The organism is Micromonospora sp. WMMD1274 (genome assembly GCF_049179035.1).
Taxonomy (GTDB): Bacteria; Actinomycetota; Actinomycetes; order Mycobacteriales; family Micromonosporaceae; genus Micromonospora; species Micromonospora tulbaghiae.
This window is the reverse complement of sequence record NZ_JBMHMG010000001.1, coordinates 7,221,775-7,247,856: the sequence shown is the minus strand read 5'-3', so window position 1 is coordinate 7,247,856 and position 26,082 is coordinate 7,221,775. Positions and strand designations below refer to the sequence as shown.

Annotated in this window: 24 protein-coding genes; 22 read left to right on the top strand and 2 right to left on the bottom strand. The window is 75.4% G+C overall.

All coding sequences use genetic code 11. From position 1 onward, the window contains the following. The first annotated feature begins 91 nt into the window (after nt 1-91). The 4 genes from ACN27D_RS34265 (at nt 92) to ACN27D_RS34250 (ending at nt 5,268) form a co-directional block, all read left to right on the top strand. Nucleotides 92-1,198, top strand: coding sequence for a glycosyltransferase family 39 protein (locus ACN27D_RS34265; RefSeq protein WP_421501011.1), 1,107 nt, complete (start codon nt 92-94; stop codon nt 1,196-1,198). A gap of 110 nt (nt 1,199-1,308) precedes the next feature. Then, the gene (locus ACN27D_RS34260) at nt 1,309-3,177 is read left to right on the top strand and encodes a glycosyltransferase family 2 protein (protein WP_421501010.1); all 1,869 of its coding nucleotides are present in this window, start codon (nt 1,309-1,311) and stop codon (nt 3,175-3,177) included. A 17-nt stretch (nt 3,178-3,194) separates the two neighbouring features. Next, entirely contained in the window at nt 3,195-4,328 is a 1,134-nt protein-coding gene (locus ACN27D_RS34255; RefSeq protein WP_350816808.1) for a glycoside hydrolase family 26 protein, read from the top strand. Between the two features lie 55 nt (nt 4,329-4,383). Beyond that, nucleotides 4,384-5,268, top strand: coding sequence for a DUF1963 domain-containing protein (locus tag ACN27D_RS34250; RefSeq protein ID WP_421501009.1), 885 nt, complete (start codon nt 4,384-4,386; stop codon nt 5,266-5,268). Nucleotides 5,269-5,281: 13 nt separating this feature from the next. Here ACN27D_RS34250 and ACN27D_RS34245 read toward each other — a convergent pair whose 3' ends face one another. Next, the gene (locus ACN27D_RS34245; RefSeq protein ID WP_358171656.1) at nt 5,282-6,607 is read right to left on the bottom strand and encodes an aminotransferase class V-fold PLP-dependent enzyme; all 1,326 of its coding nucleotides are present in this window, start codon (nt 6,605-6,607) and stop codon (nt 5,282-5,284) included. Nucleotides 6,608-6,741: 134 nt separating this feature from the next. Here ACN27D_RS34245 and ACN27D_RS34240 point away from each other — a divergent pair, with 134 nt between their 5' ends. After that, nucleotides 6,742-7,629 (top strand): alpha/beta hydrolase family protein, encoded by an 888-nt coding sequence (locus tag ACN27D_RS34240; RefSeq protein ID WP_393159110.1) that lies wholly within the window; start codon nt 6,742-6,744, stop codon nt 7,627-7,629. Nucleotides 7,630-7,724: 95 nt separating this feature from the next. Further along, on the top strand, nt 7,725-10,439 hold the full coding sequence (locus tag ACN27D_RS34235; RefSeq protein WP_421501008.1) for a LuxR C-terminal-related transcriptional regulator: 2,715 nt from the start codon (nt 7,725-7,727) through the stop codon (nt 10,437-10,439). Nucleotides 10,440-10,568: 129 nt separating this feature from the next. Here the strand turns inward: ACN27D_RS34235 and ACN27D_RS34230 are convergent, their stop codons facing one another. Beyond that, on the bottom strand, nt 10,569-11,327 hold the full coding sequence (locus tag ACN27D_RS34230; protein WP_421501007.1) for a class I SAM-dependent methyltransferase: 759 nt from the start codon (nt 11,325-11,327) through the stop codon (nt 10,569-10,571). Between the two features lie 183 nt (nt 11,328-11,510). Between ACN27D_RS34230 and ACN27D_RS34225 the strand changes: the two genes are divergently transcribed. From ACN27D_RS34225 to ACN27D_RS34150, 16 genes are all read left to right on the top strand, one after another. Beyond that, nucleotides 11,511-13,790, top strand: a complete 2,280-nt coding sequence (locus ACN27D_RS34225) for an FAD-dependent oxidoreductase (RefSeq protein ID WP_421501006.1) — start codon at nt 11,511-11,513, stop codon at nt 13,788-13,790. After that, complete coding sequence (locus ACN27D_RS34220) at nt 13,787-14,107, top strand: putative quinol monooxygenase (RefSeq protein WP_120569519.1); 321 nt, start codon at nt 13,787-13,789, stop codon at nt 14,105-14,107. Before ACN27D_RS34225 ends, ACN27D_RS34220 begins: the two co-directional genes overlap by 4 nt. Continuing rightward, the gene (locus ACN27D_RS34215; protein WP_421501005.1) at nt 14,104-15,330 is read left to right on the top strand and encodes a cytochrome P450 family protein; all 1,227 of its coding nucleotides are present in this window, start codon (nt 14,104-14,106) and stop codon (nt 15,328-15,330) included. The genes ACN27D_RS34220 and ACN27D_RS34215 overlap by 4 nt, the downstream gene beginning before the upstream one ends. Before the next feature lie 37 nt (nt 15,331-15,367). Further along, nucleotides 15,368-16,033 (top strand): TcmI family type II polyketide cyclase, encoded by a 666-nt coding sequence (locus ACN27D_RS34210; RefSeq protein ID WP_121684984.1) that lies wholly within the window; start codon nt 15,368-15,370, stop codon nt 16,031-16,033. A gap of 91 nt (nt 16,034-16,124) precedes the next feature. Continuing rightward, entirely contained in the window at nt 16,125-16,508 is a 384-nt protein-coding gene (locus ACN27D_RS34205; RefSeq protein WP_421501004.1) for a DUF1622 domain-containing protein, read from the top strand. A 30-nt stretch (nt 16,509-16,538) separates the two neighbouring features. Continuing rightward, the gene (locus ACN27D_RS34200; protein ID WP_184686367.1) at nt 16,539-17,012 is read left to right on the top strand and encodes a macro domain-containing protein; all 474 of its coding nucleotides are present in this window, start codon (nt 16,539-16,541) and stop codon (nt 17,010-17,012) included. A gap of 74 nt (nt 17,013-17,086) precedes the next feature. After that, entirely contained in the window at nt 17,087-19,228 is a 2,142-nt protein-coding gene (locus tag ACN27D_RS34195) for a heavy metal translocating P-type ATPase (RefSeq protein WP_421501003.1), read from the top strand. A 94-nt stretch (nt 19,229-19,322) separates the two neighbouring features. Next, nucleotides 19,323-19,724, top strand: a complete 402-nt coding sequence (locus ACN27D_RS34190; RefSeq protein ID WP_121684982.1) for a TOBE domain-containing protein — start codon at nt 19,323-19,325, stop codon at nt 19,722-19,724. Next, complete coding sequence (gene modA, locus ACN27D_RS34185) at nt 19,721-20,503, top strand: molybdate ABC transporter substrate-binding protein (protein WP_421501002.1); 783 nt, start codon at nt 19,721-19,723, stop codon at nt 20,501-20,503. Before ACN27D_RS34190 ends, modA begins: the two co-directional genes overlap by 4 nt. Then, nucleotides 20,500-21,297: an ABC transporter permease gene (locus tag ACN27D_RS34180; RefSeq protein WP_252448126.1), complete on the top strand. Its 798-nt coding sequence runs from the start codon at nt 20,500-20,502 to the stop codon at nt 21,295-21,297. Before modA ends, ACN27D_RS34180 begins: the two co-directional genes overlap by 4 nt. Continuing rightward, complete coding sequence (locus tag ACN27D_RS34175) at nt 21,294-22,346, top strand: ABC transporter ATP-binding protein (protein ID WP_358171672.1); 1,053 nt, start codon at nt 21,294-21,296, stop codon at nt 22,344-22,346. The genes ACN27D_RS34180 and ACN27D_RS34175 overlap by 4 nt, the downstream gene beginning before the upstream one ends. 95 nt (nt 22,347-22,441) lie before the next feature. Then, the gene (locus tag ACN27D_RS34170) at nt 22,442-22,714 is read left to right on the top strand and encodes a hypothetical protein (RefSeq protein ID WP_071094632.1); all 273 of its coding nucleotides are present in this window, start codon (nt 22,442-22,444) and stop codon (nt 22,712-22,714) included. Nucleotides 22,715-22,763: 49 nt separating this feature from the next. Continuing rightward, nucleotides 22,764-23,783, top strand: a complete 1,020-nt coding sequence (locus ACN27D_RS34165; RefSeq protein WP_393380071.1) for a zinc-dependent alcohol dehydrogenase — start codon at nt 22,764-22,766, stop codon at nt 23,781-23,783. A gap of 2 nt (nt 23,784-23,785) precedes the next feature. Next, on the top strand, nt 23,786-24,184 hold the full coding sequence (locus ACN27D_RS34160; protein WP_120573745.1) for a 6-pyruvoyl trahydropterin synthase family protein: 399 nt from the start codon (nt 23,786-23,788) through the stop codon (nt 24,182-24,184). Nucleotides 24,185-24,188: 4 nt separating this feature from the next. Continuing rightward, nucleotides 24,189-25,226 carry a glycosyltransferase family 4 protein gene (locus ACN27D_RS34155; RefSeq protein WP_121684977.1) on the top strand — a complete coding sequence of 346 codons (1,038 nt, stop codon included), beginning with the start codon at nt 24,189-24,191 and terminating at the stop codon, nt 25,224-25,226. After that, nucleotides 25,223-26,032, top strand: a complete 810-nt coding sequence (locus ACN27D_RS34150; protein WP_358171677.1) for a class I SAM-dependent methyltransferase — start codon at nt 25,223-25,225, stop codon at nt 26,030-26,032. Before ACN27D_RS34155 ends, ACN27D_RS34150 begins: the two co-directional genes overlap by 4 nt. Nucleotides 26,033-26,082: the final 50 nt, after the last annotated feature.

Here is a 26,082-nt window from a genome sequence, read left to right as displayed (position 1 = left end):
GGGACGGTGCCGCCCGCCACGCGCGGGTCGCGTCTCGCCGCCCGGCCGGCTGGTCCCGGTCGCCGGCACCCACAGGGATACGTGAGTCACGATGATGGACGCGGACACCATGGTCCTGCCCCGCCTCGGGGACGCCGCGGTCGAGGACCCGTGGGGCGAGGCCCGGCCGCACCGGGTCGCCGTCCGCTCCGCGACCGGCGTGCTCCGGTGGCGGATCGCGGCGTGGCTGGTGCCCGCGCTCCTGATGGGCGCGCTCGGCGCCGCCCGGATCACGACATCGGGGCCGAGTGCCGGCGAGGTGGCGACCCGGCGCGCGGCCACGTCGCAGTGGCCGGGGATCGGCGCCGCGCTGACCGGCGACGACGTCGCGCTCGGGCCGTACCACCTGCTCGTGCGCGGCTGGGCGGCGCTGTTCGGCGCGACGGACCTCGCGCTGCGCGTACCGTCGCTGCTGGCCATGATCGGGGCCGCGGCGCTCGTCGGCGCGCTCGCCGCCCGGATCGCCACGCCCGCCGCGGGCCTGGCGGCCGGCGCGATCTTCGCGGTGCTGCCGACCTCGATCCGGTACGCGCAGGAGGCGCAGCCGTACGCCCCGGCGGTGTTCGCCGCCGTGCTCGCCACCTGGCTGCTGGTGCCCGCGCTGGACCGGCCGGGCCCGCGGCGGCTCGTGCCCTACGCGGGCGCGGTGCTGCTGCTGGGCCTGTGCCAGCCGGTGGCGTTGCTGCTGCTCGCCGGCCACGGCTGGGTCGTGCTGGCGTTCCGCCGCCGCGTCTCGGTCAGATGGCTGGCCGCCGTGGTCCTCGGGCTGCTCCCGGTCGCCGCGCTGCTCGGTTACGCCCTGCGCGACGGCGGTCATCTGGCGTCCGGCGTGCGGCCCGGTGCCGCCGTGCTGGCGGCCACGCCCGGAGACCTGTTCGGCGTCGCCGCGTTCGGCGGCGTGCTGGCCGGGCTGGCCCTGTTCAGCCTCCCGCTGCGGTACGCCGCCGCGATCTGCACCGCCTGGGCGCTGGTGCCCGCGCTCGGGCTGCTGGCGCTGGCGCAGGCGGTGCCGGTCTGGTCGGCGGGGAACCTGCTGTTCACGGTGCCCGCCTGGGCGGTGCTCGGCGGGATCGCGCTGTCCCGGGCGCGTGCCGCCGGGGTCGTCGCCGTGCTGGCGCTCGTCGCGCTGCTCGCCGTGGCGGCCCAGCTTCCCGCGTGACCCGGTGACCCGTCGACGAACGGGCGATGTCTGCCTGATTCGCCCTTTTTGCGGTTTATTGTCGGCTTAGCATTCTGTCGGCTCCAGAGCCTGCAGACCATGGGGGAAACGTGGCCGTCGCCGCCGATACACGCCCGTCCCGCGCCACGACGGCCGGGACACCGGGCGCCCGCCCGATCGCGCCCGTCCCGCCCGGGACGCGGGCCGATCCGGACCGCCGGCAGCGCAACGTCCGCGCCCGCCTCGCGTACGCGCGCTGCGGCGCCACCGCCGGTCCGCTGCGACCACCCCGCCGCCCCGACGCGGCGGTCGAGTTCCGCCCCACCGCCTCGGTCGCCGCGCGGCTGGTCCTGACGCTGCTGGTGCTCGTCAACAGCGCCGCCGGACTGGTCTTCGTGGGCTGGCTGCTGCTGCCCCAGCACGTGCCCGGCCCCGGCGTCGTGGGGCTCGGCGGCTGGCAGACCGTCGCCGCCCGGCTCGCGTTCTGCGTCGTCGTCGGCGTCGAGCTGATCCGCCTGGCGCAGAACGTGGTGGTCTGGGTCTTCGCCTACCACGCCCGGGACCCGGTGCCGGTCGACCCGCCGGTCGGCCTGCGGGTCGCCCTGCTCACCACCATCGTGCCGAGCAAGGAGCCGATCGAGGTCGCCGAGCGGACACTGCGCCGGCTGCGGGAGATCGTCTACTGCGGCCACGTCGACGTGTGGATCCTCGACGAGGGCGACGACCCGGCGGTCCGGGCGATGGCCGCGCGGCTGGGCGTACGCCACTTCACCCGCAAGGGCCGGCCCGAGTACAACCGGCCCGGCGGCGAGTTCCGGGCCCGCACCAAGTCCGGCAACCACAACGCCTGGCGGGCCGAGCACGAGCACCGCTACGACGTGGTCGCGAACGTCGACCCGGACCACGTGCCGCTGCCGAACTTCCTGGAGCGCACGCTCGGCTACTTCCGCGACCCGGACGTCGCGTTCGTGGTGACCCCCCAGGTGTACGGCAACATGCACCAGAACTTCGTCGCCCACGGCGCCTCGGTGCAGCAGTACCTCTACAACGGGCTGATCGCCCGCGGCGGCAACGGCCTGGACGCGCCGCTGCTGACCGGCACCGGGCACCTCTACCGTCCGGCGGCCTGGCGGACCATCGGCGGCTACCAGGACTCGATCATCGAGGACCACCTCACCAGCATCCGCGTGCACGCCGCCGTCAACCCGGCCACCGGCAACCGGTGGAAGGGCGTCTACACCCCCGACGTGGTGGCGCTCGGCGAGGGACCGACCTCCTGGGCGGACTACTTCAACCAGCAGAAGCGCTGGGCGGCCGGGATCTGCGAGATCCTGCTCCGGCGCGAGCTGCGCACGCCACGCGACCTGCCGTCGCGCCGTCGCTGGCAGTACCGCCTGCTCCAGTTCTACTACCCGAGCGTGGCCGTGAGCCTGCTGCTGGGCAACGCCGCGACCGCGCTGTACCTGCTGACCGGCGTCGACGCGGGACGGCTCGACCCGCAGGTCTGGGCGACGCTGTGGGGCTCCACCATCGGCACCTGGTTCCTGCTCTGGCTGTGGCTGCGCCGCTTCAACATCGCCCCGCACGAGCGGGAGGAGGTGGGCATGGTCGGCATGGCGCTCGCGCTGTTCGCTGGACCGGTCTACGTGGCCGCCGCGGTGGGCGCGCTGCTGCGCCGCAAGCTCGGGTTCGTGGTCACCGCCAAGGGCGCGCTGCGCACCGTCGAGTCGCCGCGCACGTTCCGGCTGCACCTGGGCTGGGCGCTCGCCGCCGCGGGGCTGCTCGCGGCGAGCTTCGCGCTCGACCACGACTACCCGCTGCTGCGGGTCTGGCCGGCGCTGACGCTGCTGACCGGGCTCGCGCCGCCGCTGATCTCCTGGGTGGAGAGTCTGCGGGCCCGCCGGGACCGGGCCGCCGAACCGGCCCGGGAGCCCCAGGTGGTGCCCCGGCCCGTGACCGACGGCGGTGTGCCGTGCTGAGGCCGACGCTGCCCCGGATGGGCCTGGCACTGGCCGGGTTGCTGCTGCTCGCGTACGCCTTCGTGGTGGCACCGGGCGCGTGGCGCGACGACCCGGGGACGGGCGCCTCGGCGCAGGGGCCCGCCCGGGCGACGCCGCAGGCCAGCACCGACGTGCCGGCCGCGGTCGTGCCGAGCCCGCGCGGCGGCCCGTTCCCCCCGGCCGGGCAGGCGTTCTTCGGGGTGATGACGGACAAGGGCCCGTACGACTTCGCGCCGGTGGACCGGTTCGCCGAGGCGGCCGGGCGGTCGCCGCAGGTGATGCTCTTCGGCGCCGACTGGGCGTCGGCCGCGTTCGACCGGAGCCTGTTCGACCGGATCGCCGAGCGGGGCATGATGCCGATGCTCGGCTGGGAGCCGTGGGACCACACGGTCGACAAGGCGGCCCGCCGCACCGGCCTGACCGATCGGCAGATCGACCGGCTGCGCGCCACCCAGCCGGACTACCGGCTGGCCCGCATCGCGCGCGGTGACTTCGACGCGTACGTGCGCTCCTGGGCCGACGGCGTCCGGTCGCTGGGCTACCCGGTGGCGATCCGCTTCGCGCACGAGATGAACGGCGACTGGTACCCGTGGTGCGAGCGGGCCAACGGCAACCGCCCCGGCGACTACGTCCGGGCCTGGCGGCACGTGCACGACCTCTTCGCCGAGGCCGGCGCCACGAACGTCACCTGGGTGTGGAGCCCGAACGCCCGCTGGGACAAGACCACCGCCGGGCTCACCGGCCTCTACCCGGGCGACGAGTACGTCGACTGGGTCGGCGTCACCGGCTACTACGGCAGCGGCGCGTTCACCAAGACGTACTGGTCGTTCGACCAGATCTTCGGCCCGACGATCGCGGAGATCCGCAAGGTCACCGGCAAACCGCTCGTGGTCACCGAGACCGGCGCCGCCGACGCCGCCGGGCACAAGGCGCGGTGGATCCGGGACACGTTCCGCACCCTGCCCCGCTATCCGAACCTGATCGGGCTGATCTGGTTCGAGGTGGACAAGGAGAAGGACTGGCGCATCGCCGGCTCGCCGGCGGCGGCGACCGCGTTCGCCGAGGCGGTGGCCGCCGAGCGCTACGACGTGACCTGGTCACCGGCGGTGCGGCCGCGAGCCGGGCCCTGATCCCGCCCGTGCCGTACAGGCTCCATGTCGGACGGTGCGGCTACTCTCCACGATCATGAACGAGAGAGATCAATTCCGGCGGGCGGCGATCGGGCAGGGTGTGCCCGAGGACGAGGTGGCCCGCTTCGCGGAGCTGATCCGGTTCCAGATCCACGCCTGCCAGCGCGAGGAAGGTGTGCACGTCGGGCGGCGGGGCGGGCGGCCGCGGCTGCCGGTGGGCATGCCGTGGCCCACGTGCTCGGAGGGTTTCCCGTTGCCGTTCCTGCTGCGGCTCGACTGCGCGGCGCTGCCTCGGGTTCCCGACCTCGCCCTGCCGGCCGACGGCACGCTGCTGTTCTTCCTCGACCAGGAGAGCGCACTGGACGCCTGCGGCATCGAGCCCGAGCAGGAGTTCGCGCGGGTCGTGTACGTCCCGGCCGGCGCCGAGACGGTGGACGGTGAGTACGTCGTGCCCGCCGACACCGAGATGGAGCCGTTCCTCGCCCCCGAGCACGAGATGTACGCGGGGCTCCAGGCGGAGCTGCCGGACTGGCTCGACCGCTCGGAGGAGTGGCTGAGCGCCACCCAGATCCAGCTCCTGCGCGACATGCCGCACCGCACGGAGATGAGCGCGCTGCTCGAGCAGCTCTGGCCGGAGCGGAACTGGTGGCTGCCGGAGGACGTCTTCATCGGCGGCTACACCATCTCGGCGCAGGACCCCCCTGAGGTGATCATGGTGGATCCCGAGCGGGAGCGGCGGCAGGCGAGGTCCCTGCCCCGCCCGGAGCGGATGGTGGCCCTGTACGAGGAACGGCAGCGGGTGATGCGCGAGTGGGTGCCACTGGCCCAGTTCGGCGTGCCGGACGAGGAGTTCGTCAACGCGCGGTTCCTGATCCGCCACGACGACCTCGCCGCCGGGCGGTTCGACCGGGCGCTGTCCTTCTGCGAGTTCACCGAGTGACGACCGTGCCGGCTCACACCAGCGTGCGGACCGCCCGCAGCGCCGCCTCCACGTCCTGCTCCCCGTTGGCGATCGTCGCGCCGAAGCGCAGGTACGACGGCCGGTAGGGGGTGCTGCTGGCGACCACACCGGCCGACCACAGCCGGTTCACCGCCTCGCCCACCGGCACGCCGGTCACCTCGCAGCAGACCACACCGGCTGACAGGTCGGCGGCGCGCGGCGTGACCAGCCGGACGCCCCGGATGCCGGCGAGCCCCTCCTTGAGCCGGTCGGCCAGCTCCCGGGTGCGCTCGGCGACCCGGGCCGGGCCGATGCGCCGGTGGAACGCGAACGCGTCGGCGAGCGCCCAGCGGTGCTCGAAGCTGTGGTAGCCGCCGGGCGTGTGCGCCGGGCCCGGCGGCACGGGCTGCCCACCCGTGCCGCCGGCGAGCCAGCGACCGATGCCGCGTCCGTCGAAGCTGGGGATCACCGGAGTCATCCGTGCCCACGCCCGCTCGGCGGCCCAGACCAGGCCGGTGCCGCGCGGCCCGAGCAGCCACTTGTGGCAGCCGGAGACCAGCACGTCGCAGCCGAGCTGCTCGGGCGTGGACGCGTCGGCGCCGAAGCCGTGCACCGCGTCGAGGCAGAGCAACGCCTCCGGGCTGCGCTCGCGTACCGCCTCGGCCAGCCGGCGTACCGGCAGCTTCACGCCGGTGCTGGAGTGCACCCAGGTCAGCGCCACCACCCGGGTACGCGGCGTGAGCGCCGCGGTGAGGCCCGCGACCATCTCGTCCGCCCCGGCCGTGGCCGCGTCGCGGTAGAGGCGGGCCCGGCGCACGGTCACCCCGTCGCGTTCGGCGCGCAGCCGCAGCGACTCGTGGGTGGCGTAGAAGTCGTGCTCGGTGGTCAGCACCTCGTCGCCCGGTCGCAGCCGGATCGCGCTGTAGACCAGGCCGAGGCCCATGGTCGTGGAGTCGGTGAGCGCGATGTGGTCCGAGCGGGCGCCGAGGTGCCCCGCCGCCGCGGCGAGCACCGCCCGGTCCAGCCGTTCCTCGTTCGCGGCCAGGTAGCCGGAGGCGTCCCGGTCGAGGCCGGCGCGGTGGGTGGCCACGGCGGCCCGTACCGGGGCCGGGTGCGGGGCGAAGACGAACGTGGCCAGGTGCGCCCGGGAGCGGTCGAGCGCGAACTGGGCGCGAACGCTGTCCCAACTGGCCGGATCCAGGGCGGGCGCGTCGTCGGACACCGCGGTCCCGCCCGCCGGGCGGTCCGGGTCGCAGCCGGTGGCCAGGCCGGTGACGCCCGCCGCCGCGGTCGCGCCGAGCAGGTGCCGCCGGGTCAGGCGCCGTCGGGTCGGATGCATGGGGTCAATCGTCCGCCGTGCATGTCACGGCCGGGTCACCGCCCTGGGACCGGTGATTTCACCGATGCGCGCCGGTGGCCCGGACGCGGATGCTGACGCATGTCGATGTAATTCCGGCGCAAGGAGTGACCGACGTGCCCACCACCCGTTCCCGTACCCCCGTCCGTGCCCTCGCCCGTCTCGCCGTGGCGGCACTGCTCGCCACCGGCGGCGCCCTCGCCGTCCCGGCCGCGGCGAGCGCGGCCAGCCCCTACGAGCGCGGCCCGGCGCCCACGAGCGCCATCCTGGAGGCCAGCCGCGGCCCGTTCGCCACCTCGTCGATCAACGTCTCCTCGTTGAGCGTGACCGGCTTCGGCGGCGGCGTCATCTACTACCCGACCAGCACCGCCGAGGGCACCTTCGGCGCGGTCGCCATCTCGCCCGGCTACACCGCCTCCTGGTCCAGCCTGAGCTGGCTCGGACCGCGGATCGCCTCGCACGGCTTCGTGGTGATCGGCATCGAGACCAACACCCGGCTGGACCAGCCGGACAGCCGGGGCCGCCAGCTCCTGGCCGCGCTGGACTACCTGACCCAGCGCAGTTCGGTGCGCGGCCGGATCGACTCCTCGCGGCTCGCCGTGGCCGGGCACTCGATGGGTGGCGGCGGCAGCCTGGAGGCCGCGGCGGCCCGGCCGTCGTTGCAGGCCGCCGTCCCGCTCGCGCCCTGGAACCTGGACAAGACCTGGTCCGAGGTGCGGGTGCCGACGCTCATCATCGGCGGCGAGACCGACAGCGTGGCGCCGGTGGCGACCCACTCGATCCCGTTCTACAACAGCATCCCGGCGTCGTCGGAGAAGGCGTACCTGGAGCTGGACGGCGCGAGCCACTTCTTCCCGCAGACGACGAACACGCCGACGGCGAAGCAGATGGTGGCCTGGCTGAAGCGGTTCGTCGACGACGACACCCGCTACGAGCAGTTCCTCTGCCCGGGCCCGAGCGGGTCGGCGATCCAGGAGTACCGCAACACCTGCCCCAGCTCCTGATCCCCACCGCTGTCGGGGTGGTCGCCGCGCGGCGACCACCCCGACAGCGTGTCCGCCTCTTTTCCGGCGGGTTGCCCATAGGTGACACTAGATGCATGGTTTCTGCATCGACAGTGCATATAGCCTTGTGGGGCCGGGACGACGAGTGCGACGCGATCCGCCGCCTCCTCGACCGCGACGACGGCGGCGCGCTGCTGTTCCACGGGCCGCCCGGCTCCGGGCGCAGCGCCCTGCTGGCGTACGCCCGCAGGTGGGCCGGGCAGCGCGCGGTGCTCGCCGGCGCCGGCCTGGCCGACGAGGCGACACTGCCCTACGCCGGGCTGCACCGCCTGCTCGACCCGGTGCTGGACGCGGACGCGGCCCTCCCGGTGCGGCAGCGGCGGCTGCTGCGCCGCGCGATCGGCGGCGACGGGTGCCCGGCCGAGCAGCGGCTGGCCCTGGCCGCGGCGGTGCGGTCCCTGCTCGCCGCCGTGGCGGCGGACCGCCCACTGCTGTGCACGGTGGACGACCTCGACACCGGCGATCCGCAGAGCGCCTGGACGCTCGCCGTGGTGGCGCGCCGGCTGCGCCGGCTGCCGGTGGCGATGCTGCTGACCGCGACCGCCCCGGCCACTGTCGACGGTGTGCCGGCCCACGGGCTGCGTCCGCTGGACGCCCACGAGTGCCACGCGATGCTCGCCGGACTGCGGGAGCGGCCACCCGCGCCGGTGGCCGCCGCACTGGCCGCGCTCAGCCGGGGCAGCCCGGCCGCGCTCGCCGACCTGGCCGGCACGCTCACCCCCGCCCAGTGGCGGGGCGAGGCGCCACTGCCCGACGCGCCGCCGGTGGACGGCGCGCTCGCCGCCGCGTACCGGGCCCGCCTGGACCGGCTGCCGGTGCCGACCCGGCGGATGGTGCTGCTCGCCGCGCTCGACCCCGGAGACGACCCGGGCACGCTGGTGCGCGCCGCGTGGGCGGCCGGCCTGACCGTCGAGGCGCTCGCCCCCGCCGAGGCCGCCGGCCTGCTGCGCACCGGGCCCGGCGGGGCGACGTTCCCGCACCCGCTCGCCCGCACGATGATCACCGCCGTCGCGCCGCTCGCCGACCTGCGCGCGGCCCACCTGCTGCTGGCCGGCACGCTCGCCGAGGGCGCGCTGGGCCGGGCGCTGCGCCACGCCACCGCCGCCGACTGTCCGTCCGACGTGCTCGCCGCCGAGCTGACGGCGGCGGTCGACGAGGTGCCGGACCGCGCCGCCGCGGCGGTCGTGCTGCGCCGCGCCGCCGAACTGAGCCCCGACCCCGGCCGCGCAGCCGAGCTGACCATCGCCGCCGCGCGATGTGCCTGGACCGCCGGCGACCCGGACCAGGCCCGAGGGCTGCTGCGCCGCCTGACCGCCGGACCGGCGCACAGCCGGGCCGACCTGCTCCGCGGCGACATGCAACTGCGCTGCGACGCGCCCGCCGCCGCGGTCGCCACGCTGCTGGGCGCCGCCGACGCGATCGCGCCGGCCGACCGGCGGGCCGCGCTGCTCGCGCTGGTCCGGGCCGGCGAGGCCATCTGCGTCACCGGCGACCAGTACCGGTACGCCGAGGTGGCCCGCCGGGCCGATGCGCTGCGGCGGCCCGGCGACCCGCCCGAACTCGACCTGCTGGCCACGTTCGCCACGGGCGTCGGGGCGACGCTGCGGGGTGACCACGCGCGCGGCGGCCCGGCGCTGCGCCGGGTCGTCGTCATCGGCGGCCGGCTGACCGGGCCCGCGCTCACCCCCGGCGCGCTCGTCTGCGCCGCCGCGGCCGCCCTGCTGGTCGCCGTGGACGGTCCCGCGCACCGGCTCGCCGGCCGGGCGGTGGAGGTGGCCCGCGCACGCGGCGAGCTGTCGCTGCTGCCCCGGGCGCTGGAGCTGCGGGCCGTCGCCGAATACTGGCTGGGCCGGCACGAGGCCGCGGCGGAAACCGCCCGCGAGGGCGTACGCGCCGCCCGCGCCGGCGGCCAGCACGTGTGCGCCCAGGTGCACCTCGGCATCCTCGCCGTGCTGGCCGCGGTACGCGCCGACCGGGACGCCGCGCTGGCCCGGATCGCCGAGATCGGTGACGGGGCCGCGCCGGGGAGCCGGCCGGACGCGTACGCCCGCTGGGCGCTCGGCGTGCTGGACCTGATCGACGGCCGGTACGCCGACGCGGTGGCCCGGCTGTCCGCGCTGGCCCGTACCGGCACCGGCCGGGGGCAGGTGCTGGTCCAGGTGATGGCCACGCCGTACCTGGTGGAGGCCGCCGCCCAGGACGGCGGGCGGCCGGCCGCCGCGCTGGCCGTGTTCGACCACTGGGCCAGCAGCACGGCTAGCCCGTCGCGGCGGGCGCTCGCCGCGCGCTGCCGGGCGCTGCTCGCGCCCCGCGGCGGCCCGGAGGCCGAACGGGAGTTCCACGCGGCGCTGCGGTTGCACCCGGCCGACACCGACCGGTTCGAGCGCGCCCGCACCGAGCTGCTGTTCGGCCGCGAACTGCGCCGCCGGCGCCGGCCCCGGGACGCCCGCGCGCACCTGCACCGGGCCCGGGAGGCGTTCACGCTGCTCGGCGCGACCGTCTGGGCCGACCGGGCGGGGGAGGAGCTGCGCGCGGCGGGGGAGTCGGTCGGGCCGGTGCGGCACGGTCCGGAGGAGTTGCTGACCGGGCAGCAGCTGCACATCGCCCGGCTGGTCGCGGAGGGGGCGACCAACCGGGAGATCGCCACCCGGATGTGCTTGTCCACGCGGACCGTCGACCACCACCTGCGCAACGTCTTCCACCGGCTCGGTGTGCGCTCGCGTACCGAACTGGCCCGCCTGCTGTCCTGACCGGGCGGGCCGGTTCGGTACGCGTCGTGTCGCGGCGGTCGTCGGGCCGGCCACGCGCGGGCTGTGCCGAGCCCCGGCGGCGCGAGTCGGGCCGGGCCGTGGGGGGAGCGGGGTCCGGCCGCGACGCCGTCAGCGCAGCGCGGCCACCGCGGCGTCCCCGCCGCCGCGCCAGAGCACGCCGGCCTCGGCGAAGCCGGCCGCGCGCAGCGCGTCCAGGTGCCACGCCGCGGGCGGGCTCCACTCCGGGCTGTGCCCGGTCGGGTAGATCTGCCGCCGCTTCTCCACGAGCGGGCCGAGCACCGGGTCGTCGGCCGCCTGCGCCCACCAGTCCGGCCAGGACAGCGCCGCGCCGGCACGGTGCCGGGCGTCCCGGCGCGCCCGCGCGCGCTCGCCGAGCCGTGCGGTGAGCGTCGGCATCGCGTCGTCGGGCATGTGGTCGGCGTTGACGAACACGCCGCCGGGGCGCAACACGTCGCGGATCTCGCGGTAGAGCTCGGCCAGGCGCGGACCGTCCACCCAGTGCAGCGCGGTGGCGGTGAGTACCGCGTCGTAGTCGCGGTGCGGCAGCGTGGCGGCCCAGTCGGACCGGTTGAGGTCGGCGGTCACCACAGCGGCCCGCCCGGCCAGCGCCGCCTCGGCGAGGGTGAGCAGCACCGGGTCGAGGTCGAGCACCGTCACCTCGGCGTCGGGCCGGCGGGCCAGCGTCCGCAGGCTGATCGAGCCGGTGCCGCCGGCCAGGTCGAGCACCCGTGGCGGCCGGTCGCCGGTGACCGCCTCGACGGCGTCGAGCATCGCGTCGAAGCGGTGCTCCCGGTCCGGCATGAACGCCTCCTGCTGCCGGTCCCAGCTCTCCTGCCAGGCGCGCACATCCAAATCGTAAGGAGTCATGCCGCTCACGATAGTTACCGGCAGGCGACCCTGTCGAGGCTTGTTGCCAAAGTTTTGCAATAAGCGACGGGCGTCCCGGCGGCGTCACCGGGACCGGACGTGCGGCGGGTCGACTGTGACGAGCGGGTGACGCGCGCTGCGGCAGGGTCGCGGCACGACGACGGCACCGTTCGAGGGGGCTGCATGATCAGGACGATGCTCCGGCTGCGCGCGCGCACCGGCTGCGAGCCCGCGGTCGGGCCGGCCTTCGAGACGGTCGCCGGGCAGCTCGGCGCGCTGGCCGGCAACCTGCGGCACGAGCTGCTGCGCGACGCCCTCGATCCGCGCGGCTTCGTCGTCGTCACCGAGTGGGCCGACGAGGCGGCGCTGCGCGCGTACCGGCGCGGGCCGGTGGCGGCCCGCCTGGCCGGCCTGCTCCGGCCGCTGACCGAGCCGGCGGACGGCCCCGAGTACCCGCTGATGCGCGAGACCGGGGACGGAACGGGCCCGGTCTACGTGGACGTCGAGCTCACCGTGCCGCTCGACCGGCTCGCCGAGTTCCACCGGGGCTACCCCGAGGTGGTCCGGCGGATGGCCGCGATACCCGGCTACCGCCGCGAACAGCTGCTGCGCCAACCCGGCTCGGACATCCACCACATCTTCGCCGAGTGGGACGGCGCCGCGCCGTTCCTCGCCTGGATCGGTGACCCGGCCCACGCCTCGGCGCAGGCCGGACCGATCGCACCGTTCCTTCTCGACATCCGGCGCCGGCTGTTCCACGTCGTGCCCGACGCGGACGACCGCCGACACCCCACCACGGGCTGGGAGGCCGACGTGCACAGGACAACAGACGTACTCGTCGTCGGGGCGGGGCCCACCGGGCTGACCGCCGCCGTCGAACTGGCCCGGCGGGGCATCGACTGCCTGGTGATCGACAAACAGGTCACCCCGCCCGGTCACGCGGACAAGGCGATCGGCGTGCACTGCCGCACCATGGAGATCTGGGAGGAGCAGGGCGTCGTCCGGGAGGCCATGGACGCCGGCATCTGGCTCACCGGCAACATGGTCTTCGTCAACGGCGAGCAGACCCACCGGATGAGCTGGGAGCTGCCCGGCCTGCCGTACGCCCACCTCGGCCTGCCGCAGTACGAGACCGAGCGGATCCTCACCGCCCGGCTGGCCACGCTCGGGGTGCGTCCGCAGCGCGGCGCCGAACTCGTCGACTTCACCCAGGACGCCGAGGGCGTGACCGCCACCGTCCGCACCGCCGACGGCGGCACCGAGACGGTACGCGCGGCGTACCTGGTCGGTGCCGACGGCGCGCACAGCCGGGTACGGGAGCGGCTGGGTCTCACGTTCACCGGCGGGCTGGGCCGGTTCCCGCAGCTGTTCATGCTGGTGGACGTCGACATGAACTGGGACATGCCGGACGGGCACCTGCTGCGGTTCCTGCACATGACCGACGGGCAGATGGACGGGATGCTCGTCTGCGTACCGCTGCGCGGCGAGCACCGCTACCGCATCGCCACGCTCGCGCCACCCCGGTTCTTCGCCCAGACCGGCGGGCGCGACGCCCCGCCCGGGTTCAGCGAGGAACTCGACGAACCGACCATCTCCGACGTGCAGGCCGCGCTGGACCGCCTCGCGCCACCCGGCACCCGGGCGAGCAACCTGCGCTGGTCGTCGGTGTTCCGGATCAGCCACGGCATCGTCGACCGCTACCGCGACGGCCGCGTGTTCGTCGCCGGGGACGCCGCCCACCTGCACCCGCCCGCCGGCGGGCAGGGCATGAACACCGGCATCCAGGACACCTGGAACCTGGCCTGGAAGCTCGCCCTGGCGGTACGCGGGCTGGCCGCGCCCGGCCTGCTGGACAGCTACGAGACCGAGCGGCGCCCGGAGGGCGAGGAGATCGTCGGCCGGGCGGTCCGGATGGCCGGCACCGAGGAGGTGGACCGCGCCGACCTGGAACGCCAGTTCCTCCAGGAGATGTCCATGCTGCTCAGCTACGCGGGCAGCCCACTGGTCGGGGAGACGGTCGCCGACCCGGCCGCGCTCGGTGACGCGCCCCGCCCCGGCGACATCGCGCCCGACGTCGACGGGCTGCGCCGGCGCGGCGTCGGCCACCCGCTGCGGCTGCGCGACCTGACCCGGGGCACCCGGCACACGCTGCTGCTCTACGCCGACCGCACGGCCGGCGCGGGGGAACTGGCCGCGTTCGCCGGGTTGTGCGCCGACGTGCGAAGGCTGGCCGGCGGGGAGATCGAGGCGTACCTGCTGCTCGACCCGGACGCCGACGAACCGCGACTGCTCGACCCACCGGTGGTGCGCGACGCCGAGCGGCGCTTCCGCACCGCGTACGGGCTGGACGGCACCGGCCTGTACCTGATCCGGCCGGACGGGCACGTCGGGTTCCGGGGTGCGCCGGTCGACCCGGACGCGCTGCGCAAGCACCTGCACCTGGTCTTCGGGAGCGCGAGGTGAGCCGGGTCCGGACCGTGCTGTCGATGCGGACCCGGGAGGGCTGCGAGGAGCGCTTCGAGGCGGAGTGGCTCACCGCGGCCGAACAGATCCGCACGCTGGACGGCTGCCTGCACCAGGACCTGGTCCGCGACGCCGACGACCCGCGCAGCTACCTGATCATCAGCGACTGGGCCGACCGCGAACGGCTCGACGCGTTCGGCCGCAGCACGCACCGGGACCGGCTGCTGAGCATCATCCGCGAGCTGCGCGAGTCCGCCGACCGGCACACCTACCAGGTATTGCACAGCGTGGCCGGCGAGCCGGGGGAGGGGCGATGACCGACGACGTGGTGCCGGCGAGCGAGCTCTACACCGACGCGTTCGCGGCCGATCCGTACCCCACGCTGGCCCGGCTGCGCGCGCAGCGGCCGGTCTGCCCGGTCGGCTCGCCGCGCTTCGACTCCTGGCTGATCACCCGCTTCGACGACGCGCGCACCGCGCTGACCGACCCGCGCCTGTCCAAGGACCTGTACGGCCCGGAGCAGCACTACCTGAAGATCTTCGGTCCGAACTCCGAGGGCCTGAACCGCAACATGCTCAACTCCGATCCGCCGGAGCACACCCGGCTGCGCCGGGTCGTGTCGCAGGCGTTCGCGCCCCGGCGGATCGAGGCGTTGCGCCCCCGGGTGGCGTCGATCGTCGACCAGCTCATCGACAAGATGGCGCCGCACGGCGAGGCGGACCTCATGCACGACTTCGCCATCCCGCTGCCGATGACGGTCATCTGCGAACTGCTCGGCGTGCCGCCGGCCGACCACGGCCGGGTGCTCGACTGGACCCAGGTCATCCGCACCTCCGGCTCCACCAGCCGGCCCCCGGCCGAGGAACGGGCAGCGGTGCAGGAGGCCCAGCTCCGGCTGCACCAGTACCTTGCCGGGCTGGTCCGCGCCAAGCGCGACGACCCGGCCGACGACATCATCGGCGCGCTGATCAAGGCCGTCGACCAGGACGGGACGCTGTCCGAGGCGGAACTGGTCACCACCACGTTCCTGCTGCTGTTCGCCGGGCACCAGACCACCGCCGACTTCCTCGGCAACGCCGTGCTGGCCCTGCTCACCCACCCCGCGCAGATGGAACTGCTGCGCGCCACGCCCCGCCTGCTGCCGGCCGCCATCGAGGAGCTGTTGCGCTTCGACGGGCCGCTGCCCGTGGCCAGCCCGCGCATCGCCACCGAGGACGTCGACTACCAGGGCGTCTGCATCCCGCGCGGCGCGATCGTCGGGGTGGCGATCAACGCGGCGAACCACGACCCGGCCCACTTCGCCGACCCGGACCGGCTGGACCTGCGCCGGGTCCGGGGCCCGCACCTCGGGTTCGGTCACGGTGTCCACTACTGCCTGGGCGTCTCGCTGGCCCGGATGGAGGCCGAACTCGCGCTCGGCGCGCTGCTGCGGCGGCTGCCCGGACTGCGTCTCGGCGTACCGCTCGCGCAGGTGCGCCGGCTCCCCGCCGCCTCGCCGTTCCGCGGCCTGCTGGAACTGCCGGTCACCTTCACCGCCTGACGGCGCCGCCGTCGCGGCTCATCATCAAGGAGCAGTCATGGTCTTCCGCAACGTGATCGTCTGTCACATGGTCCCCGGCAGCGAGCAGATCGTCGGCGGCGTGTTCGGCCACTACGACCAGGCCACCCGGCCGCAGGACCTGGGCGTCATCGGCCGGTACCTGCTGTCGCACCACGACCTCTACATCCACGTGATCGAGCGGGAGCAGGACCCGCGGATCTCCGGGCAGACCCGCGGCCTGCCCGCCTTCCAGAAGATCGCCGAGGAGATCGGCCCGTACGTGACGCCGTACCCGCGCTACTGGAAGAACCCGTCGGACTCGGTGGCGAAGGAGTTCTACCACTGGGCGCCCGAGGGCGAGCCGCCCGCCGACACCACGCTCACCGTGATCGTCGGGCGGATCAAGCCGGGCGCGGAGCCGGACGTGGCACGGGTCTTCGGCGAGTCCGACGCCGGGTCGCTCCCGGCCGACCTCGGCGTCACCGGCCGCTGGCTCTACTCGATCGACGACGTCTACGTGCACCTGCTCGAACAGGAGTCGTCGGCGGCCGAGGCCACCCGCGACCAGCACGGCGACAAGCCGGCCTTCGGGAAGGTGATGCAGGACCTCGGCCCGTACATCGAGCCGTACCGGCCGGACCGGTGGCAGGGCCCGCAGGACTCGGTGGCCACCGTCTTCTACCGCTGGCAGGCCCAGGACTGACCCGATCCGCGTCCCCGCCCACCGGGTGGCGGGGGCGCGGAAACGCCGCCCCCGCGACCGGCCGTACGCCAGGCTGGTGCGGGGGTGCCGGGTGTCGACGAAGGAGATCGTCCAGCACGTCGGGACGCTGCTGGACCTGGCCGGGGTGCTCGTCATCGCGGTCGGCGTCGCGGTCGCCTCGGCGGTGTTCGCGGTGCGCTGCGCCCGGACCCGTCAGGTGGTCGCGCACTACCGGGCGTACCGGCAGGGGGTCGGCCGGGCCATCCTGCTCGGCCTGGAGTTCCTGGTCGGCGGCGACATCATCCGGACGGTCGCGGTGTCGCCCACGTTCACCAGCGTCGGCGTGCTGGCGCTGATCGTGCTGGTCCGTACGTTCCTCAGCTTCTCCCTCGAAGTGGAGCTGGACGGCCGCTGGCCCTGGCAGAGCCGGACTCCCGCCGAGCGGCCGAGCGTCGGCGCCCGCCCCCAGCGCTGAGCGTCGTACCCCTGCGGCAGCATGCCGGGCATGGCGGAGTTCCGGATCGTGCGCGGTGACGCGACGAGCCCGCAGGCGAAGGGCCCCAAGATCGTCGCGCACGTCTGCAACGACCTGGGCGGCTGGGGAAAGGGCTTCGTCCTCGCCGTCTCGCGGCGGTGGCCCGAGCCGGAACGCGACTACCGGGAGTGGCACCGGCACCGGGCCGGCAACGACTTCGGGCTGGGCGCCGTCCGGCTGGTCCGGGTCGCGCCGGACCTGTGGGTGGCCAACATGGTGGGCCAGCGCGGGATGCGCCGGGGCAGCGCCGGGCCGCCGATCCGGTACGACGCGGTGGAGCGCTGCCTCGCAGCCGTGGCCGACCGCGCCGAGGAGCTGGGCGCGTCGGTGCACATGCCGCGCATCGGCTGCGGGCTGGCCGGCGGCTCGTGGCAGCGGATCGAGCCGTTGATCCGGCGCGCGTTGTCCGAGCGCGGCATCCCGGTGACCGTCTACGACCGGTAGTGACCTCCGCCTGTCGCCCTCGCCACTTCGCCGAGCCGATGCCGGCCGGTACCCCCAGGGGGTATGGTGGTGCGATGGAGCACGGATCCGGTCACGACACGGGCCACCACGGCGACCACGGCGGCGGTCATGGCGGCGGCCACGGCGCGCACGCCGGGCACGACCCGGAGCAGTTCCGCCGCCGGTTCTGGCTGAGCCTGGCGCTCACCGTGCCGATCGTCGCCACCAGCCACATGGTGATGGACTGGTTCGGCTACACGCTGGACTTCCCGGGCGTGCGCTGGGTCGGCCCGGTGCTCGGCACCGTGGTCTTCCTCTACGGCGGCTGGCCGTTCCTCACCGGCGGCCTGCGTGAGCTGCGCGAACGCACCCCCGGGATGATGCTGCTGATCTCGATGGCGATCGTGGTCGCGTACCTCGCCTCGGCCGCCACCAGCATCGGCCTGTTCGATCTGGACTTCTGGTGGGAGCTGGCCGCGCTGGTCACCATCATGCTGCTCGGCCACTGGCAGGAGATGCGGGCGGTCGGGCAGGCGCGCGGCGCGCTCGGTGCGCTCGCAGCGCTGCTGCCCGACGACGCCGAGCGCCTGGACGACGCCGGGCGGCCGCATCCGGTGCCGGTCGGCGAGCTGCGGGTGGGCGACCTGGTGCTGGTGCGCCCCGGCGGGCGGGTGCCGGCCGACGGCCGGATCGTCGAGGGTGCCGCCGAGCTGGACGAGTCGATGATCACGGGGGAGTCGCGGCCGGTGGCACGCGCCGCCGGAGACCGGGTGGTCGCCGGCACCGTCGCCACCGACTCCACCCTCCGGGTACGCGTCGAGGCGGTCGGCGCGGACACCGCGCTGGCCGGCATCGGGCGGCTCGTGGCGCAGGCGCAGGCCTCCGGCGGGCGCGCGCAGGTGCTCGCCGACCGGTTCGCCGCGCTGCTGTTCTACCTGGCGGCGTTCGCCGGCCTGGCCACGTTCGCGGTCTGGGCGCTGCTCGGCGACCCCGACCAGGCGGTGGTACGCACCGTGACGGTGCTGGTGATCGCCTGCCCGCACGCCCTCGGCCTGGCGATCCCGCTGGTGGTGGCGCTGTCGACCGCGCTGTCGGCCCGCGCCGGCATCCTGGTCAAGGACCGGCTGGCGCTGGAGCGGATGCGCACCGTGGACACCGTCCTGTTCGACAAGACCGGCACGCTCACCACCGGCCGGCACACGGTCACCGGCGTGGCCACCACCGGCGGGCTGGACGAGAACGCCGCCCTGGCCCTGGCCGGCGCGGTGGAGGCCGACAGCGAGCACCCACTGGCCCGGGCGCTGGTCGCCGCCGCCGACGCGCGCGCGGCGGGTCCGGCCGAGCCCGACCGGCATCCGGACGCGCGGGAGGCGGGCCGGAGCAGCCGGGAAGCGGGGACGGCGCGTCCGGCGGCGCACGGCTTTCGCGCGCTGACCGGCCGGGGCGTGCGCGCCACTGTGGACGGCGTCGACTGGGCGGTCGGCGGGCCGGCGCTGCTGCGCGAACTCGACGCCCCGGTGCCGGACGACCTGGCCCGGGCCGCGCGGGAGTGGTCGGGCCGGGGCGCCGCGGTGCTGCACCTGGTCCGCCTGCCCGAGGGCGGCCGGCCCGAGGTGACCGCCGCGTTCGGGATGGAGGACCAGGTCCGCCCGGAGGCGCGGGCCGCCGTGGCCGAGCTGCGCGAACTCGGCGTACGCAAGATCGTGATGATCACCGGGGACGCGCGCCCGGTGGCCGAGGCGGTGGCCGCCGACCTCGGGTTCCGGCCCGGCGTCGACGAGGTCTTCGCCGAGGTGCTCCCCGCCGACAAGGACAAGGCGGTGGCCGAGCTGCGCGATCGGGGACTGACGGTGGCGATGGTCGGCGACGGCGTGAACGACGCGCCGGCGCTGGCTCGCGCCGACGTCGGGCTGGCCATCGGCGCCGGCACCGACGTGGCGATCGAGTCCGCCGGGGTGGTGCTCGCCGGCTCCGACCCGCGCGGTGTCGGCGGCGTCATCCGGCTGTCCCGCGCGTCGTACCGGAAGATGCGGCAGAACCTGGCCTGGGCGGCCGGCTACAACGTGGTCGCGATCCCGCTCGCCGCCGGGGTCCTCGCGTGGGCGGGCGTCGCGCTCAGCCCGGCGCTGGGCGCGGTGCTGATGTCCGCCTCCACGATCGTGGTCGCGCTCAACGCCCAACTGCTGCGCCGGGTCCGGATCGCCCCGGCCGACTGAGCCGCAGTTCCGGCCCGGCGACCGCCCGGAGGCTCGCGGTTGCGAGCGACAATGCCCCTTCCGGCCCGCACCTGCGTCCGGCTAGGGTGAGCGCGTGACGGTGTTCCGGATCGGCGAGGCGGCCGAGCTGCTCGGGGTCAGCGCGGACACGGTCCGCCGCTGGATCGACGCCGGCAAGCTGCCGGCCACCCGCGACGAGCACGGCCACCGGGTGCTCGACGGCGCCGACGTGGCCGCGTTCGTCCGCGCTCCCGGCCACCCCGAGCTGTCCTCGGCCCGCAACCGGCTGCGCGGCATCGTCACCGCCGTCGTCAAGGACACCGTGATGGCCCAGGTCGACATCCAGGCCGGGCCGTTCCGGGTGGTGTCGCTGATGAGCCGCGAGGCCGTCGACGACCTCGACCTCCAGGTCGGCTCCGTCGCCGTCGCGGTGATCAAGTCGACCACCGTCGTGGTCGAGCGCGCCTCCACCCCCAGGGGAAGGACCAGCCCGTGACCGTACGGTGGAGCCGCGCCGCGCTCGCCGCCGCGCTGGTGGCGGCACTCGGCCTGACCGGCTGCGGCGGCGCGGACGAACCGGCCGGGCCCGACGGCGCCGGCCCGGTGACCGTGTTCGCCGCCGCCTCGCTCACCGAGTCGTTCACCCGGCTCGGCAAGGAGTACGAGGCCGCGCACCCGGGCCGCACCGTCACGTTCAACTTCGGCGGCAGTTCCGGGCTCGCCACCCAGATCACCCAGGGTGCGCCGGCCGACGTGTTCGCCGCCGCCTCCCCGGCCACCATGAAGACGGTCACCGACGCCGGTGACGCCGCCGGCGAACCGGCCGTGCTGGTCCGCAACCAGCTCGTCGTCGCCGTACCCTCTGGCAACCCGGCGCGGGTCGGCGGGCTGGCCGACCTGGCCCGCCCCGGCGTCAAGGTGGCGCTCTGCGCGGAGCAGGTGCCCTGCGGCGCCGCCGCGCGCACCGCGCTCGACGCGGCGGGTGTGCGGCTCACGCCCGCCACGCTCGAACAGGACGTCAAGGGCGCGCTGGCCAAGCTGCGCCTCGGCGAGGTCGACGCCGCGCTGGTCTACCGCACCGACGTACGCGCCGCTCCCGGGCTCGACGCGGTCGAGTTCCCCGAGTCGGCGCGCGCCGTCAACGACTATCCGATCGTGGTGCTTCGCGCCGCAGGCAACCCGGCCGGCGCCCGCGCCTTCGTCGACTTCGTCCGCTCCGACGCCGGGCTCGCCGTGCTCACCGCCGCCGGGTTCCAGGCGCCGCCGGGCGCATGAGCCGCACCGTACGCCGGCAGCGGGTGCCGATCGCCCTGCTCGTGCCCGCCGGGCTCGGACTCGCCTTCCTCGTCCTGCCGCTCGCCGGTCTGCTCATCCGGGCACCCTGGACCACGCTGCCCCGGCGGCTGACCGAACCGGGTGTGCTCACCGCGCTTCGGCTGTCGCTGGAGACCGCCACCGTCGCCACCCTGCTCTGCGTGGCGCTCGGCGTACCCCTGGCGTGGCTGCTGGCCCGGGTGGAGTTCCCCGGGCGGCGGCTGGTCCGGGCGCTGGTCACGGTGCCGCTGGTGCTCCCGCCGGTGGTCGGCGGCGTGGCGCTGCTGCTGGTCTTCGGCCGGCGCGGGCTGATCGGGTCGTGGCTGGACGAGACGTTCGGCGTGACGCTGCCGTTCACCACCGCCGGGGTGGTGCTGGCCGAGGCGTTCGTGGCCATGCCGTTCCTGGTCATCGCCGTCGAGGGCGCGCTCCGTGGCGCCGACCCCCGGTACGAGGAGGCAGCCGCCACGCTCGGCGCCGGGCGGTTCACCACCTTCACCCGGGTCACGTTGCCGCTCGTCGCCCCGGGCGTGGCGGCCGGCGCGGTGCTCTGCTGGGCGCGCGCGCTCGGCGAGTTCGGGGCCACCATCACGTTTGCCGGCAACTATCCCGGCCGCACCCAGACCATGCCGCTGGCGGTCTACCTGGCGCTGGAGACCGACCTCCAGGCCGCGATCGTGCTCAGCCTGATCCTGCTCACCGTCTCCGTGGTCATCCTCGCCGCGCTGCGCGACAAATGGGTCGGGACGACATGAGTGTGCTGGACGCGCATCTGGTCGCCGAGCGGGACGGGTTCACCCTCGACGTGCGGCTGCGCATCGCCGCCGGTGAGGTGGTGGCGCTGCTCGGCCCCAACGGCGCCGGCAAGACCACAGCGCTGCGGGTACTCGCCGGGCTGCACCCCCTCGCCGCCGGGCACCTCACGCTCGACGGCGCCGACCTGGACCGGCCCGACCGCCGGGTGTGGACGCCGCCGGAGCGGCGGCCGGTCGGCGTGGTGTTCCAGGACTACCTGCTGTTCCCGCACCTCAGCGCGCTGGACAACGTGGCGTTCGGGCCGCGCCGACGGGGCGCCGACAAGCGGGCCGCCCGCACCAGGGCCCAGGAGTGGCTGGACCGCGTCGGCCTCGGCGACCAGGCCCGGCGCCGGCCCCGGCAGCTCTCCGGCGGGCAGGCGCAGCGGGTCGCGCTGGCCCGCGCGCTCGCCGTCGACCCGGCGCTGCTGCTGCTCGACGAGCCGCTCGCCGCGCTCGACGCCCGGACCCGGCTGGACACCCGCGCCGAACTCCAGCGCCACCTCGGCGCGCACCCCGGGGCGACGCTGCTCGTCACCCACGACCCCCTCGACGCCCTGGTGCTCGCCGACCGACTGGTCATCGTGGAGGACGGGCGCGTCGTGCAGGAGGGCGACGCCGCCACCGTCACGGCCCGGCCTCGCACCGACTACGTGGCCCGGCTGGTCGGCCTCAACCTGCACCGCGGCCACGCCGACGGGCACACCGTCACCGTCGGTGAGCTGACGCTCACCACCGCCGACACCGTCCACGGTGAGGCGTTCGTCGCCTACCCGCCGGCCGCCGTCGCGCTGCACCCGTCCCGGCCCGAGGGCAGCCCGCGCAACGTCTGGGCGGCCACCGTCACCGGCGTGCAACGCCACGGCGACAACCTGCGCGTGCAACTGGCCGGGCCGGTCGAGGTCGCCGCCGACGTCACGCCCGCCGCCGCGGCCCATCTCGGACTGATCCCCGGCCGGCCGGTCTGGGCCGCGGTCAAGGCAGCCGAGACGCGCGCCTATCCGGCGTGACAAACACCGCTGGTCGCGACATGTGCGCAGGTGAGAGGTTTGATCTGCGCTCAACCGGTCACTGGGACGGTAGCGACGACGCAAAGGGGGACACGGTGCCCGACACGATCCGCAACAGGTCCAGTCTGGACGCCGACCTGCCACGGGGAGTCACCGACCCGTTGCTCTGGCGGGCCGCGTACGACGTTGCAGTCGCCCACCGGCCCGACGAGTCCGGCCGGTGCGAGAGCCTGCTGTGTGACGGCCAGGTAGCGCCGTGTGACGCGCTGACCGCCGCCCACCGAGCCATGGAACTGGCCGGGGACCGGCACGCCGACCGGGCCGAGCCCGAGACCTGGCGTACGGAGCAGCGCCGGCGCGCCGCCTGAGCATCGGGTCGCGGGCGGTTCGAACCGCGGACGCCCCGCTTCCGTGTTTATGATCGACAACTCGGTCGGAATGCGGGGAAGAGGAGAGTTCGTGACGGTCGACGCCCACGCGTTCTGGCTCCGCGCCCCCGGTGCGGGCGAGATCCGGCCGGTCCGGCTCGCCGAACCCGGCCCCGGTGAGGTGCTGGTGCGCACGCGCTTCTCCGGCGTCAGCCGCGGCACCGAGACGCTCGTGTTCACCGGCCGCGTCCCGGCCGACCAGCACGACGCGATGCGGGCGCCGTTCCAGGAGGGCGACTTCCCGGCCCCGGTCAAGTACGGCTACCTGAGCGTCGGCACCGTCGAGGCGGGCGACGAGCGGCTGCTCGGCCGCACCGTCTTCTGCCTCTACCCGCACCAGAGCGCGTACGTGGTCCCGGCCGACGCCGTGACCGTCGTGCCGGACGGTGTGCCGGCGCAGCGCGCGGTGCTGGCCGGCACCGTGGAGACCGCTGTGAACGCGCTCTGGGACGCCGCGCCGCTGGTCGGCGACCGGGTCACGGTGATCGGCGGCGGGATGGTGGGCTGCGCGGTCACCGCGCTGCTGGCCCGTTTCCCCGGCGTCCGGGTCGAACTCGTCGACGCCGACCCGGCCCGCGCCGACGTGGCCGCCGCGCTCGGCGCCGGCTTCGCCACGCCCGCCGACGCGACCGGCGAGCGCGACCTCGTGGTGCACGCCAGCGCCACCGCCGACGGGCTGCAACGCGGCCTGGAACTGCTGCGTCCCGAGGGCACGGTGCTGGAGCTGAGCTGGTACGGCGACCGGCCGGTCACGCTCGCGCTGGGCGGCGCGTTCCACTCCCGACGGCTGGGCATCCGCAGCAGCCAGGTCGGCACCGTGTCGCCCCGGCGGGCCGACCGCAGCTACGCCGACCGGCTCGCGCTGGCCCTGGACCTGCTGGCCGACCCGGTGTTCGACGCGCTGCTCACCGGCCGGTCCCGCTTCGACGACCTGCCCGACGTGCTGGACCGGCTCGCCTCTGGCGAGCTGCCGGCGCTGTGCCATCTCATCACCTACGGCGAGGAGTGATCGTGTTCAGCGTGACCGTCCGGGACCACATGATGGTCGCCCACAGCTTCCGCGGCGAGGTCTTCGGCCCGGCCCAGCGGCTGCACGGGGCGACGTTCGTCGTCGACGCCACGTTCCGCCGCGCCGAGCTGGACGACGACGGGATCGTGGTCGACATCGGGCTGGCCACCGAGCAGCTCAAGGCCGTGCTCGCCGAGCTGAACTACCGCAACCTCGACGACGAGCCCGCCTTCGCCGGGGTGAACACCACCACGGAGGTGCTCGCGCGGACGATCGCCGACCGGCTCGCCGACGGGGTGCACGACGGCCGGCTGGGGGAGGGTGCGCGCGGCCTGGCCGGGATCACCGTCACGCTGCACGAGTCGCACATCGCGTGGGCGAGCTACGAGCGGTCGCTCTGACCGGATGACAGTCGTCCACGTGGTGCTGCCGGGCGACATCGACGACCCGGCGGAACCCAGCGGCGGCAACGCCTACGACCGCCACGTCTGCCGGGGCCTGGCCGGGCGCGGCTGGACGGTACGCGAACACCAGGTGCCGGGCGGCTGGCCGCACCCCGGGCCACGGGAACGCGCCGACCTGGCCGGGCTGCTCGGCGGGCTGCCCGACGGCGTTCCGGTGCTCCTCGACGGTCTGGTCGCCTCGACCGTGCCGGACGTGCTCGCCCCGCACGCCGCGCGGCTGCGTCTGGTGATCCTGGTGCACCTGCCGATCGAGGGCGAGACGGAGGCGCGGTCGCTGGCGGCGGCCACCGCCGTGGTCGCCACCAGCGAGTGGACCCGCGACCGGCTGCTCGACCGCTACCGGCTGCCACCCGGACGGGTGACCGTCGCCCCGCCCGGCGTCGACCCGGCGCCCGTCGCCTCCGGCACGCCCGGCGGGGGACGGCTGCTCTGCGTCGCGGCGGTCACCCCGGTCAAGGGCCACGACGTGCTCGCCGCCGCGCTCACCGAGGTCGCGGACCTGGACTGGACCTGCGACTGGGTGGGTCCGCCGGACCGGGACCGGGCGTTCGCCGACCGGCTGCGCGAGCGGCTGGCCGCGACCGGTCTCGGCGGCCGGGTCCGGCTCACCGGTCCACGCACCGGCCCCGACCTGGCCGCCACGTACGCCGCCGCCGATCTGCTGGTTGCGCCCTCCCGGCGGGAGACGTACGGCATGGTGGTCACCGAGGCGCTGGCCCGGGGCGTGCCGGTGCTGGCGAGCGACACCGGCGGCCTGCCGGACACGCTGGGGCACGCCCCCGGCGGCGACCGGCCCGGCCTGCTGGTGCCGGCGGGCGACCCGGGCGCGACCGCCGCGGCGCTGCGCCGCTGGCTCACCGACCCGGGCCTGCGGGACCGGCTGCGCCGCGCCGCCCGGCAGCGGCGGCACACCCTCACCGGCTGGCCGGCCACAGTGGACCGGCTGGCGACGGCGCTCAAGGAGGCGACCGAGGCATGACCACCTCACTCCCGCCCGGCTTCGCGGACTGGCTGCGGCTGCGCGAGCCCGCCGACGCGGCGGCCCGCAGCGCCGAGCTGGCCGACGCGGTCCGCGACCGGCTGCCCGCCGACCGTCCGCTCGTCGTGCACGACCTGGGCAGCGGCACCGGCTCGATGGCCCGCTGGCTCGCCCCGCGGCTGCCCGGCCCGCAACACTGGGTGCTGCACGAACGTGACGCGGACCTGCTGGCGCTGGCCCGGGCCGGACGGCTCACCGCCGCCGACGGCGCCGAGGTCACAGTGACCACCCGCGGCTCCGACGTCACGAGGCTGACCCCCGCCGACCTGGCCGACGCCCACCTGGTCACCGCGTCCGCGCTGCTGGACATGCTCACCGCCGAGGAGGTCGAACGGATGGCGGCGGTGTGCGCCGGCCACCCGACGCTGTTCGCGCTCACCGTGACCGGGCGGGCCGAGTTCACCCCGCCGGATCCGCTCGACGCCGAGCTGACCGCCGCGTTCAACGCCCACCAGCGCCGCACCGTCGACGGCCGGACGCTGCTCGGACCGGACGCGGTGGACGTCGCCGTGGCCGCGTTCCGCCGTCACGGCGTCGAGACGCGCGTGCGGCCGACCCCGTGGCGGCTCGGGCCGGAGCAGGCGGAACTGGCCGCCGAGTGGCTCACCGGCTGGGTCGGCGCTGCGGTCGAGGAACGACCGCATCTGTCCGGGCCCGCCGCGACGTATCAGAAGTGGCGGCTCACCGAGGCCGCCGCCGGCCGGCTCGAGGTGGTGCTGCATCACGCCGACCTGCTCGCCGGCTGAACCGTACCGGCCGTCGGCACGTGACAACCGGTGGGAACAAGGGAGGACCG